Genomic DNA, 13457 nt, shown 5'->3' on the forward strand with positions numbered 1-13457 from the left:
ATCAAGATGAGAATTTTGATACACATATTGAAGAATATGATGGACTAATTGCTCGTGTGATTCAGCATGAATATGATCATATTGAAGGCGTTTTATTTACGGACAAACTATCCTCATTTAAAAAACGTTTAATTAAAGGGAAATTAACCAATATCTCTAAAGGCAAAATAAAAATTGATTATAAAATGCGTTTTCCTGCGATGAGCAGAAAGCGTTAATACAAATAATATTAAATGGATTGTTACACTGAGCTTGTCGAAGTGTGTTAAGAAGTCAAATAACTTTTGACAAGCTCAGTCTGGCAAAAAGAAATTATGTTATGAGTTTAGATAAAATTTTAGCGATTTCTGGGAAACCAGGATTATACGAAATAGTTACACAGACCAGAACCGGTGCTGTAGTAGCATCGTTAATAGATAAAAAACGAATTACGGTAGGTGCGCACAGTAATATCAGCATTTTAAGTGAAATAGCTATTTATACCTTGACAGAAGAAGTGCCTTTAAGAGATGTTCTTAAAAAGGTAAAAGAAAAAGAGAATGGAGAAGTAACTTCTATTAGCCACAAAGATAGTAAGCTTGCTTTAGAAGAATATTTCTTTGAAGTTTTACCAGAGTATGACGAAGACAGAGTTTATCCTTCTGATATTAAAAAAGTGATACAATGGTATAATTTACTTCAAAAAAATAACCTTTTAGATACCTTAGAAGCTGACGAAGACTCTACATCTGAAGAGGAGGAATAATCATGTCAGATAAAGTAACTCAGTTAAAAGCCTTTGAACGTTTGCTGGTTATCATGGATGAATTGCGAGAGCAATGTCCTTGGGATAAAAAGCAGACCATGGAATCCTTACGTCATTTAACTATAGAAGAAATGTACGAGTTAGGTGACGCTATACTAGATAATGATTTGGATGAGGTAAAGAAAGAATTAGGCGATGTGTTATTACACATTGTGTTTTATTCTAAAATTGGCAGCGAAACCAACACTTTTGACATAGCAGATGTTTGTAATAGCATTTGTGATAAGCTTATCGATAGACATCCACATATTTATGGTGACGTCAAAGTTAAGAATGAAGAAGACGTAAAGCGTAATTGGGAACAGTTAAAGTTAAAGGAAGGTAAAAAAAGTGTATTAGAAGGTGTGCCAAAGAGTTTACCAGCTATGGTAAAGGCTAATCGTATACAAGATAAAGTTGCTGGAGTAGGATTTGATTGGGAAGAGCCAGAGCAGGTTTTTGAAAAAGTAGAAGAGGAGCTGGCCGAATTAAAAACTGAAATAGCCAAAGGCGACCAAAATGCTATAGAAAGTGAATTTGGAGATGTATTGTTTTCTATGATAAATTACGCTCGCTTTCTTAAGGTAAATCCCGAAAATGCCTTAGAACGTACCAATAAGAAATTTATTAAGCGCTTTCAATATCTTGAAAGTAAAGCCAAAACATTAAACAAAACTCTCAAAGACATGACCTTATCTGAAATGGATGTCTTTTGGGAAGAGGCGAAGTCTATTTGACCTATTCTGTCATTTAGAAGAAACAAAGTGACTGAAGAATCTATAAACATCTTACTTTAGATTCTTCGCTGCGCTCTGAATGACAGAGCTCAGATTTGTTAAAATTCTCAAAAAATCTACAGTCAAACATCCAAACTATTTTTTTGTTCGTAAATACTGTATATAAAAGCATTAAACGTTTTTATAATCTTAGTAGGAGATCTTAATTATTATTTTAAGCGGTTGTAATTAAGGTTAATTTAGTTTAGTTAGGGCAAAACCCATCTGTAGAACACAGATGGGTTTTGATTTTTATACTATTATGCTTCCTTTGGAAATTTATTTATCTAACTATACATTCCACGAATCTTAGTTAACTTTTCTTTCCAGGTTTCTAATTGTTTTTTATGATTGGCGATGTTTTTATGCACTTCCTTAACCAATGGATTGTCAGAGTCTACATTAGAGAAAAACTGTAAATTATTTTCTAGCTGTGTAATTTCCGACTGTACTTCGCCTATTTTCTTACGTATAAAGTTCTGCTCATTGTCCAAAAGCCTTGTGTCATCGGGATTTGCTAGATTTTCGAGTTTGCTTTCAAACTTCACCATCTCCAGCTTGGCTTTATCCATTTTTAATTGGTCAAAGGCATTGTCAATAGCTTTATAAAATTTACCATCTATATAACGTTTATTTTGCGGTACGTAACCTATTTCTTTCCATTCAGTAATTTTTGCCTGTAAGGTTTTTATATCTGCTTTTGGATCATCCGTGAGCTCCATAGCTTTAAGTTGATCTAGCAATTTGGTCTTCTTATCAAAAGCGTCATATAAATGCTGATTTTCAGCCTTACGCTGCGCATGCATTCTATCAAAGTAATGATTACATGCACCTTTAAACTGTTTCCAGATTTTATCGCTATCACGTCTAGGTACGTGGCCTATTTTTTTCCAATTACTTTGAATTTTCTTCATCAGTGGAGTTACAACTGCAAAATCATCACTTTCCTTGTTTTCTTCTGCTATTTTAATGAGCTCCTTTTTCTTTTGAAGATTTTCGTATTGATCCTTTTTAAGTTCCTTGTAGAATTTATTCTTTCCACGATTAAAGGTTCTTACAGCATCTTTAAACTTTGCCCAAGTGGCTTCGTTAACTTTAAGTGGCACTTTACCTGCATTGAAAAACGCTTCTCTCAGTGCTTCTACTTCTTTTATTTTCTTTTGCCATGCACTATGAGAACTCACATTATCCTCAGCAATAGCAGCTATTTTAGATATAATCTCTTCTTTTTTCTCAAGATTTTTTTCATAAGCTTTGTCTAAATCGGCATAATAGGCCTGACGCTTATCATGAATAGCTTTTGTAGCGTTACTAAAACGTTCCCATACTTCTTCTCTATGCGCTTTACCAACTGGTCCAAGCTCTTCTTTCCAAAGTTTGTGTAAGACCTGAAGCTCTCTAAAAGCTCGATTAATATTATCATCTTTGGCTAATTCTTCCGCACGTTCAATGATCTTTAGTTTCTGTTCATAATTGTGCTTAAAGTCCATGTCTCTCAAATCATTATTGAGATGTAAGAAGTCATAAAAGCGTTCTACATGATGATGATAGGTGTTCCAGGCATTGTTGTACTTATCTCTTGGTATAGGACCTGCATTTCGCCACTTTTCTTGTAATTCCTTAAAGTGCTTGTATGTTGAACTCATATTTTCCTCAACATTCAATAAGCCTTTAATTTCTTCAATAATGGCTAATCTGTTTTCTAAATTTTGTTTAAGATTCTGCTCTCGCTCTTTGTAATAAGCGCTGATGGATTGCTTGTAATCTTTATATAAAGAATTAAATAACTTCTTGGTGTCGTCGGTATAATAAAAATCTATCTCATTTCCACCATCATTAATAAATTCTTCTTTTTTCTCTTCTAGAAGCTGATTAAATTTAGCATTAAATTCAGCTTTAATTTGATTAATATGTTTTGAAATAGTCTGAATTTTATGATGTTTTAAAAGACGGTTTAATTCCGTTGCTAAATCTTGCATAGACATCGCATGGTAGTCTTTTTCTTCTACTTCATGGCGTTCAGCATTAGACTCATCCTCAGCATCCTCAGCATTGGAGGCTTCAATTTCTTCTACATGATCTTCTTCCTTAGAATCTGAGCTTTTCTCATCATTTGATGAGGTGTCATCAACTTCAGCAGCCTCTTCTTTTGTTACTTTCTCTTCTTTAGAGACTTCAGCGGATCCATCATCTGTCACTGTTTGTTCAACTTTAGTTTCTACATCAGAAGATTCATTTTTTGTTGGAGTAGTCTCTTTAGATTCTACTTCTTTTTTTCCATCTGCATCTTGCAGGTTATCATTCTCAGACATGTGTCATTATTTTTAATAGGTGGTTAAAGATAGTAACAAGTGGCTGAAATCCAAAGATAAATGCATTTTCGCGCAATAAATCGAGTAGTTTTAGTCCTTATTCCAAATTTCCCATGACTTTTCAGCTTGTAGTTTTAGCATCTCAAATCCATTAATAGTAGTTGCCCCTTTTTTGTGACCATAATTTAAAAATTTGGTCTGCTCAGGGTTATATATAAGATCATACAAAATATGATTGCAGGTAATGGCATTATAAGGAATGTTTGGACATTCATCTATGTTGGGAAATGTTCCTAATGGTGTACAATTTATGATAATTTGATACTTTGAAATTAACTCATCGTTTAATTGAGAATATAGAAATTTGACGCCTTCCTTTTTAGAACGTGATACAAAAGTATATTTAATTCCGAGCCTTTTTAAGGCATAAGCGATTGCTCTAGATGCGCCACCAGTACCAAGGATTAAAGCTCTTTTATGGTAGTTGCTTAAATGTGGTTCTAGCGAATTTTTAAAACCATAATAATCTGTATTATAACCAATTAATTTTTTCTTTTTTGTAATTCTAATTGTGTTTACAGCTCCTATTTTCTTTGCACGCTTATCAAGCTTGTCCAATAATGGGATAACCTCTTCTTTGTAAGGAATGGTAACATTTAAACCTTTTAGGTTAGAAGTTGTTTTAATAATAGAGATTAGTTCTTGTATCGACTGTAAATCAAAGTTAACGTAGGTGTGTGTTAGGTTCAGTTGCTCAAACTTATCAGCAAAATATCCTCTGGAAAAAGAATAGGAGATATCACGACCTACGAGTCCTAATTTATACTTTGATTTGTCTTGTGCGTTGTCCATACCATTCTAATCCTAAAACTACAAGAATTCCAAAAGCAATATAAGCAATTGCAATATAAGTTTCTGTATTCCACTCGGGTAAAAAACGTCGGTAGTTCTCAATGACTTGTTTACCAGTAGAATCTAAAATATAACTACCATCAATACTTTTTTTGTAGATGGTTTCTTTCCAAGGCCAGACAACTCCTAGAGATCCGATAATAAAACCAACAATCGTTGCTAAGGTGATGTTTTTATAATGATGTAAAATATAATTTAGAATGTGGGAAAAGGTGACAAGACCAGTGACCGAACCTAATGTGAAAACACCTAAAACCTTTAGCATTCTAATTCTAACTTCATTATGTATAAATTCAAAATTCCCGCTAAAAATATCTGCTATAGTATCATAAAGTGCATTTACAGAATCTACCAGAAGTAGCACATAATTTCCAAGTAAAATGAGGATAAAAGAACCTGAAAATCCAGGTAATGTCATACCAGAAACACTTATAATTCCACAGAAAAAAACAAAAATTAGGTTATCGTTTTCTGTGGCAGGATCTAAAAAACTAATACTTATACCTGCGATAGTACCAAGTATTAAGGCTAAAATGGTTTTATTGTTCCACGCATTAAAATCTTTGCTGATGTAATAAATGGATCCTAGTATCATTCCGAAGAATGTGCTCCACACATAAAGTTCGTAGTTTACAATGAGATAGTCTAAAATTTTAGAAACACTAAAATAACTCACCACCATTCCCAAAAAGAGTAGTGTCAAGAATTTACCGTTTATATAGCGATAAAAACTTTTAAATCGTCCATTGAATAAAAGCTTAAAGGCTGTTTTATTAACGCGTTGTAGGGAATAAATAAATTCTTCATAAAACCCAGCAACAAAAGCTACGACGCCACCAGAGACTCCTGGCACTTTGTTCGCAGCACCCATGGCCAAACCTTTAATGACCAAGAATATACGATCTTTAAGGGTTCTGGTCCTTTGCATTAGACTTTATTTTTATTGCTACCTAAACTTTCTAAAATTAGAATTGAAGCAAAACCGATAACCATAAATATGATAGCCATGAGCATTTGATTATCTCCTTCATAGGAAGTAGGAAGAACACTTCTATCTAATAAGGTGACAAATTCACCGACAGAATTTACGCGTGTTTTAAGGACTTCCTTCCATGGCCAGATTTTATTTAAAGAACCAACCATGAAACCTGTTAAAATGGCAAGAGTTAAATTCTTTTTATGTTTAAACATCCAGTTCAGTGCTTTCGAAAACACTTTTATACCAATCACTGCGCCTACCGCTAGTAGTAAAAATTTTAATAGAGCGTCTTTAAACAGGCTCATATCACCGTTAAATAAACCATCTCTAAGATTATTAATAGTATCAATTGCTATCTGATATGCACCAAGAATCAACAATATAAAAGCACCAGAAACTCCGGGTAAAATCATAGCAATGATAGCAATAAATCCGCAAAACAGTAGATAAAATGGACTGTCTGGCGAAGCAAACGGCTCTGCTAAAGTAATGTAATAGGATAGGGCTGAAGTAGCAATTATTGCGATAATAACTTTTAAACTCCAACTTTTAATTTGCTTCGCTATATAAAGAATACTGGCAAGTACTAATCCAAAAAAGAAAGACCAAAGTAATATCGGTTCGTTATGGAGTAGCCACTTTATTAATTTAGCTAGTGATAAAATACTAACTGCAATACCAGAAAATAAAGCCAGAAGAAAGTTCCCGTTAATTGACATCCATGCAGCTTTAAATCCTTTTTCTTTCCAGATCTTTAAGGCACTTAATTTTACATTATCAATACTTTCTAATAGTTCTTCGTATATCCCAGAAATCAAAGCTATTGTACCACCTGAAACACCAGGAACAACATCAGCAGCACCCATTGCTATACCCTTTAAAGTGATAATTAAGTAATCTAAAAATCGTCTTTGCATTTTTTTAAATAAGAAATGCTAAGGTATGGATTTTTTTAGTTGAAATTCTTGTTGGAATCTGAAATTATAGCCTTGATTAATGGTCTGTTTTCCAACTGAGGAAATAATTCTGAAATAATAAAACTATAGTCTATGTTTAATCTGGTCGCATTTTTGAGATGAAATCTTCCTTCTTCTGACTGATGAAGTGTAAAATAAAGACCGCCTAAGCGATATTCGATTTCAGCATTCTCTGGATAAAACTCTGTGGCTTGAATTAAATTGAAAATGGCAGCATCAAATTCACCTAATGCTGTTAGAATATCAGCTCTATTTAGCCAAGTTTCAATTTCGTAATTACCAAGCTCTAGTGATCTTTTATAACCGCGTTCAGCTTCTTCTAAAAAATTAAGACGTTTATTAACTGTTGCATATAATTTCCAATAAAGCACATTATCACCATCTATGTTTACGGCTTTATTGATATAATAAAGCGCTTTTTGATAGTTTAAGCGTTTCATGTAAAATTTTGTGATTGCTATCCAACCTTTATCCAATAGTGCGTCTTCATTTACTGTTTTCTTGAAAAATTGAATAGCAAAATCATCCTGACCTAACTTTTCGTAACAATACCCAATTCTTAGCAGTGCAAAAGACGTTGGGTCATCTAGTGCTAACGTAATTTTGTAGTTTTCAATCGCTTCTTCGTAGTGTTTCAGCTTTTCTAAAACTTTACCTTTTTCAATATAGGCTCCTACAAAAGTGTCATCGGAAATAATGGCAAAATCAAAAGCAGCATTAGCCTTTTCGTACTCTTTAATCGTAAAATACTGTCTTCCCAATTGATGCCAAGCCACTTCACAATATGGATGTGAGTCTAAGAAAGTATTTAGATACTCTATAGCCTCTTCATTTTTATTCAAAAAGTCATAGCAATACACCACATTATGGAGTGCGGAATAGTCCGATTTATCAGAGTCTAAGCACTTTTTAAAATAGATAATGGCGTTGTCAAATTGATCTAGGAACAAATATTCCATACCAATTAATGCATACAAATCACTATCATCTTCAGGAGTTCTAGACATATTAACTGCAATCAGTAAGGTTTTAATTGCTTTTTCGTGCTCATCCTGTTTCGAAAGTACATTAGCTTTCTGAATGAAAACTTCTTCATTGGTTGGTTCTAAATTATGAAGCATTTCCAGAATGTCATTAGCTTCAGCAAATTTGTTTTCAATTACAAGAATCTCGACCTGAAATAATCTAAGATGTATAGATGTTGGGTGTTGTTCTAAACCTAATTTAATAGCTCTTTTAGCTAAGGCTATTTTGCCATTCTCTAAGTAATGATGAATAATGTTTTCAAATTCACTTGAATCAAAAAACAAAATATCATTTGTTTTTAACATGGATTCAAATCGGGTAAGAGATAAATTTTCGTCGTCTTGACTGTAATTCATAAGCGGTTTAATGATTCTCTGAAACTAAATTACAGTTATCATTTACACTTCATCGATTTTACTGTTAATGTTTTTAACAAAATAATTAACATTGAAATAGAACTTTAAGTAAAGCATGTTGAATTCTGCAATACAGTGTATTAGTTAAGGTTTTAGCAATCTAAATAGAATCTAATATTGAAGTTATTATCTTACAACCTTTGATGATTTCTTGGTTTGAAATCGTCAATGGAGGAGTAATTCTTATGGCTTTAGGTTCAAAAAGTAACCAAAATAATATTAAACCGGCTTCTTGACAACGCAAAATAACTTCATTTGTGATGTCTTCACTTTCTGTAATTAACGCAAGCATTAAACCGCGTCCTCTAATTTCTTTAATATGCTTATGTTGTAAGTGTTCTCTAAATAAGTTCTCTTTTTCTAGAACTTCCATCATAAGACTAGACTCTGTAATTTCTTTTAGTGTGGCTAAAGCTGCAGATGCAATTACAGGATTGCCACCAAAAGTAGTAATGTGACCTAGTTTTGGATTTTCACTTAAGCAATCCATCATTTCTTTAGAAGCCGAAAAAGCACCAATCGGTAGACCGCCACCTAAACCTTTACCAGTGACTACAATATCTGGTTTGCAATTGTAATGTTCAAATCCGAAGAGCTTGCCAGTTCTACCTATTCCAGGTTGTATTTCATCTAAAATTAATAGTGCACCTAAGTCATTACAGCGTTTTTGAACTAATTTCAAATAGTCATTAATAGGTTCAATAAACCCAGATCCACCTTGGATAGTTTCTAAAACAACTGCTGCAGTTTTTTCTGTAATCTTTTGTAAGCACCATTGGCAATTAAACGTAATATGTCTTACATCTGGAATAAGCGGAAGAAAAGGCTGTTTGCGTTCTTCGAAATCCATTAAACTCAAAGAACCCATGGTATTGCCATGATATGCATTTTTAGCAGCAATAATTTCGCTTCTTCCAGTAAATCGTCGTGCTAATTTGATGCTACCCTCAATAGCCTCAGTACCTGAATTTACGAGATAAGTTGATTCTAAAGGTTCTGGTAGATGTTTCGCAATAAGTTTAGAAAGTTCTACTGCTGATTTTTGAATGTATTCACCATACACCATAACATGCATATACTTGTCTAATTGTTCTTTTATAGCATTGATTACCTTAGGATGCGAATGTCCTAGACAATTAGCAGACACACCAGCTACAAAGTCTAGATACGCTTTACCGTTGGTATCATATATATATGATCCGTTTGCATGACTCACAGTCATAGCCAGAGGGTGCGGAGTAGTTTGAGCCTGATATTTTAAAAAGTCTTTTTGCATAGAGCAATTATTGACCTGCTTTTTTTTGTTTTGTATTAGCTTTTACAGAATCTGGTAAAGGAATTATCTTTCCTTTTTTGGGTAGATTTCGAGCTGCCTTGTTTGCTTTATTTGGTGTGTCCTCACCAGCTTTTTCTATCCGTTCATTAACACTATCATCAATAAAATCTTCAGGTGGAACATAATTGTCCAAGCCTTTTATTTTTGGAAGTACTAAAGGTGGATCGTCTTTAAACAGGTCTTCAACTGACGTTGGTCGTTCCTCACCACGCCAATCAAATCCTCTGAGACGTCTTCCACTTTTTGGAAACATTGATTCAGGATAGAGTTCTCCATCTATTTGTTGAATTAATCGTATTTCTTCAATAGCCTGATTATTCAATTTAATATTTATACTACCAGATTTAGATTTATTAATTCCGACTAATTCGTTTTCAGCGTTTCTGGAATAATAAATGACTTCTGCATTTTTAATTATGTTTACATTGTAAAGTTCATTATCTCTAAACAAACCAATTAGTCGTTGACCTTTTATCTGATTATAACCGTTTTCACTCAAAGAGTCTTTACTTACCAAGAAAGCATTATTAAAAACTTTTAATGAATCCAGTTTTTCAGTTTCTACATTAGATATTAAATGAATGGTATCACCTGTCATTTGGTTAGAAACATTCCAAAGAACAGGTTTTCGTTTAGTAGCAAATGCATCTGTAGAGCTAAAACGATTTAAGTTAATCATTTGTGTTAAACCTGTTTTATGATTAACATGAATAGAATCTGACTTTCCAGCTAAATCACTTTTAAATAAACGTACATTGTAAAAAGCGCGTGTTATACGATTATCTGCTTTTCCAGTAACCATTAAAGTATCTGCATGAATGTAGACAGAATCCTGTTCTTGTACTGTAATTGCCAATGCTCGTTTTGTTATAAAAACTGAATCTTTATCCCTGTAGACTTCGGCGTAATGGCCTTTTACAATACTACGATTAATTGTATCGGTTACTGTAATATTATTTGTTGCGGAGGCAAAACTTCGGTTTCTATCAAAATAAAGGCTATCGCCCTCAAATCTTCGATTGTCGTAATCTATTTTCGCATTACGCTGAAAGTAACCTGTATCATTATTAGTATTGTAAAAACCACGTTCACAATAGACTGTACTAGATTCTCCAATAATTGTTGATGGACCAAAAAGATACGCATACCCATTTTCTGTAAAGAAATCCAAGCGTTCTGTCTTTAGAGTATATTCAGGATTTACCAATACAACACTATCTGTAAATTGATATTTTTTTGCAGTCATGTAATATCTACCCACTTTACTCGTGATTGTGCCGGAAGTGTCTCTTACAACTTTTCCTTTATCATCATAATACGCTTGCTGTTTTGTTCGATCAAAATAAAGGATTTGTGTTGTTAAGGTCGATTCAGGTTCTGTTAACACCACGTCACCACTGGCATAGGCTAGCTGTGTCTTTCCACTGTATTCTACATATTTGGCAACCATGTTAATAGAGTCACCTTGTTGCATGCGTACATTACTGAAGGCTTCAATAAAGTCCTGATCTTCATAATATATTGCTTTGTCACACCACATATTAACACCTTCATGTATAAAATGCACTTGCTGAGACTTGTCTCTTAGGAAGACTTTAGCACCTTCTTCAATTTCAGGATCAGAATAACCTGTACCTGCATATTCAATGGTAATCTTCTGCTTGTCTTGAGCAAAACTCCCTAAGGTTATTAAAAAAGAGAAAAGAAAAATTAGATTCTTTATACTATTCAAAGCCATATGTTTTTTACAAAATAACACTTATAGATTTGCTTTAGTATGAGTTAACAGTTTTTTTAACAGAATCTAAACTGTCTTTCTTATAATCGTTTGCTTACGGTCTGGACCAACAGAAACGATGGTTATAGGAATGTTAAGTTCTTTTTCTAAAAACTCAACGTAATCATTTACTTCTTTTGGTAATTGAGAGGCTTCCGTCATTTTGGTTAAATCTTCCGACCAACCTTTTATTTCAGTGTAAATTGGAGTTACGTTTTCTTTCTCAATATTATAAGGTAAATGCGCAATGGTTTCACCTTTATAATTGTAAGCTGTACAGACTTTAAGCGTTTTAAAACCAGAAAGTACATCGCCTTTCATCATAATAAGTTGTGTAACCCCGTTAACCTGACAAGCATAGCGTAATGCCACTAAATCTAGCCAACCACAGCGTCTTGGTCTACCAGTAGTTGCGCCAAATTCATGACCAACACGTGCCATTGTTTCTCCATCTTCATCAAATAATTCTGTTGGAAAAGGACCAGAACCAACGCGCGTTGTATAGGCTTTAAAAATTCCAAAAACTTCACCAATTTGATTCGGCGCAACACCTAATCCCGTACAAGCGCCAGCTGCTGTAGTGTTGGATGATGTTACGTACGGATAAGTTCCAAAATCAATATCTAGTAAGGAGCCTTGCGCTCCTTCTGCTAAAATGGTTTTTCCGGAGGTTTGTGACTGATGAATAAATTCTTCAGAATCAATAAATTTTAAAGTCTTAAGTGTTTCTATTGCCGCAAAAAATTCAGCTTCTAATTCTTTTAGATTGTATTGTATGTTAACATTGTAGAAATCTATCATGGCTTCATGCTTGTCAGCTAAAGCTCTGTATTTAGTTTTCCATTCTGCTAATTCTATATCGCCAACTCGGATTCCATTTCTTCCCGTTTTGTCCATATAAGTTGGACCAATACCTTTTAACGTAGAACCTATTTTTGCTTTTCCTTTAGAAGCTTCACTTGCAGCATCTAATAAGCGATGCGTGGGTAAAATGATATGTGCTTTTCTAGAAATGCATAATGACTTTTTGTAATCAACATTTTGCTCGTCTAGTTTATCTAATTCTTTTTTGAAAATCACCGGATCTATAACGACACCATTACCAACAAGATTCACGGTATCGTCATGAAATATACCTGAAGGAATGGTATGTAAAACATGTTTTCTTCCATTAAACACTAAGGTGTGTCCTGCGTTAGGACCACCTTGAAAGCGCGCAATAATATCGTATTTTGAGGTGAATACATCAACAATTTTTCCTTTGCCTTCATCTCCCCATTGTAATCCAAGTAGTAAATCTACTGCCATTTTAAAAAATTAGTTAGTCGTCAGTTTTACGATTGCCGTAAAAATATAGTGAATGATTAGTAATCTGAATATCAAAAACCTCTTCTATGGTTTTTTTGATGGATTGAATGCGTGGATCACAGAATTCAATAACTTCGCCTGTATCGGTTAATATAACATGGTCGTGCTGCTTATCAAAATAAGACTTTTCGTAGTGTGCTTGATTTTGACCAAACTGATGCTTGCGGACTAAGGCACAGTCTAAAAGTAATTCTATGGTGTTATAAAGTGTTGCTCTACTCACACGATAGTTTTTATTCTTCATTTTGATGTAAAGTGATTCTATATCAAAATGTTCTTCACTATCATAAATTTCTTGAAGTATAGCGTAACGCTCAGGTGTTTTTCTATGACCTTTTTCTTCGAGAAATTGCGTAAATACACGTTTTACAATTTCCTGGTTACTTTCTTCTGTAGTTGCATTCATAATTAAGATGCAAATTTACGCATTTTAAATTCTGGTTACCTTATCTATACCATTAATTTTTTTCAACTTATCAATAAGTTTTTTCAACATTGTTTGGTTTTTAACATCTAGGGTGATATTTCCGCTAAAAATTCCATCGTCACTAGAAAAGCTGATGCTTTTCATATTTACGTGCATGTTTTCAGATATTAGTCTGGTTATGTCATTAACCAAGCCCATATTGTCAATTCCAGAAAGTTTTATTTGTGATGTAAATGTGCGTTGTGTAGAATCTATCCATTTAGCAGGCATTATTCGGTACGCATAATTAGACTGTAAACTTACAGCATTAGGGCAATTCTTTTTATGTACTTTAATACCATCGTTAATAGTCACAAAGCCGAACACT

General features: G+C 33.6%; 13 protein-coding genes. 3 read left to right on the plus strand and 10 right to left on the minus strand.

Features of this window, described 5'->3' with window-relative positions; genetic code table 11:
* From ACTG3Y_RS11795 to mazG, 3 genes are all read left to right on the plus strand, one after another.
* Positions 1 to 218 (plus strand): peptide deformylase (locus ACTG3Y_RS11795; RefSeq protein WP_439153126.1); only part of this gene is annotated, 218 nt, incomplete at its 5' end.
* Positions 219 to 319: 101 nt separating this feature from the next.
* Complete coding sequence (locus tag ACTG3Y_RS11800) at positions 320 to 745, plus strand: DUF5606 family protein (protein WP_439153127.1); 426 nt, start codon at positions 320 to 322, stop codon at positions 743 to 745.
* Between the two features lie 2 nt (positions 746 to 747).
* Entirely contained in the window at positions 748 to 1521 is a 774-nt protein-coding gene (mazG, locus tag ACTG3Y_RS11805; protein ID WP_439153128.1) for a nucleoside triphosphate pyrophosphohydrolase, read from the plus strand.
* A 326-nt stretch (positions 1522 to 1847) separates the two neighbouring features.
* Here the strand turns inward: mazG and ACTG3Y_RS11810 are convergent, their stop codons facing one another.
* The 10 genes from ACTG3Y_RS11810 to ACTG3Y_RS11855 all read right to left on the minus strand — a co-directional run.
* Complete coding sequence (locus tag ACTG3Y_RS11810) at positions 1848 to 3872, minus strand: DUF349 domain-containing protein (RefSeq protein ID WP_439153129.1); 2025 nt, start codon at positions 3870 to 3872, stop codon at positions 1848 to 1850.
* A 90-nt stretch (positions 3873 to 3962) separates the two neighbouring features.
* Positions 3963 to 4724 carry a shikimate dehydrogenase family protein gene (locus tag ACTG3Y_RS11815; RefSeq protein WP_439153130.1) on the minus strand — a complete coding sequence of 254 codons (762 nt, stop codon included), beginning with the start codon at positions 4722 to 4724 and terminating at the stop codon, positions 3963 to 3965.
* A complete protein-coding gene (locus ACTG3Y_RS11820; protein WP_439153131.1) occupies positions 4693 to 5712 on the minus strand; it encodes a DUF368 domain-containing protein in 1020 nt (339 codons plus the stop codon). Before ACTG3Y_RS11820 ends, ACTG3Y_RS11815 begins: the two co-directional genes overlap by 32 nt.
* A complete protein-coding gene (locus tag ACTG3Y_RS11825; protein WP_439153132.1) occupies positions 5712 to 6680 on the minus strand; it encodes a DUF368 domain-containing protein in 969 nt (322 codons plus the stop codon). Before ACTG3Y_RS11825 ends, ACTG3Y_RS11820 begins: the two co-directional genes overlap by 1 nt.
* Before the next feature lie 35 nt (positions 6681 to 6715).
* On the minus strand, positions 6716 to 8122 hold the full coding sequence (locus ACTG3Y_RS11830; RefSeq protein ID WP_439153133.1) for a tetratricopeptide repeat protein: 1407 nt from the start codon (positions 8120 to 8122) through the stop codon (positions 6716 to 6718).
* 160 nt (positions 8123 to 8282) lie between these two features.
* On the minus strand, positions 8283 to 9458 hold the full coding sequence (locus ACTG3Y_RS11835) for an aspartate aminotransferase family protein (protein ID WP_439153134.1): 1176 nt from the start codon (positions 9456 to 9458) through the stop codon (positions 8283 to 8285).
* A gap of 7 nt (positions 9459 to 9465) precedes the next feature.
* A complete protein-coding gene (locus ACTG3Y_RS11840) occupies positions 9466 to 11256 on the minus strand; it encodes an OstA-like protein (RefSeq protein ID WP_439153135.1) in 1791 nt (596 codons plus the stop codon).
* Positions 11257 to 11322: 66 nt separating this feature from the next.
* On the minus strand, positions 11323 to 12603 hold the full coding sequence (locus tag ACTG3Y_RS11845; RefSeq protein WP_439153136.1) for an adenylosuccinate synthase: 1281 nt from the start codon (positions 12601 to 12603) through the stop codon (positions 11323 to 11325).
* 13 nt (positions 12604 to 12616) lie between these two features.
* Complete coding sequence (locus ACTG3Y_RS11850; protein WP_439153137.1) at positions 12617 to 13069, minus strand: Fur family transcriptional regulator; 453 nt, start codon at positions 13067 to 13069, stop codon at positions 12617 to 12619.
* Between the two features lie 24 nt (positions 13070 to 13093).
* A partial coding sequence (locus tag ACTG3Y_RS11855) for an ACT domain-containing protein (RefSeq protein ID WP_439153138.1) occupies positions 13094 to 13457 on the minus strand: 364 nt, incomplete at its 5' end.

The sequence above is a fragment of the Winogradskyella sp. genome (assembly GCF_965656915.1).
GTDB lineage: Bacteria > Bacteroidota > Bacteroidia > Flavobacteriales > Flavobacteriaceae > Winogradskyella.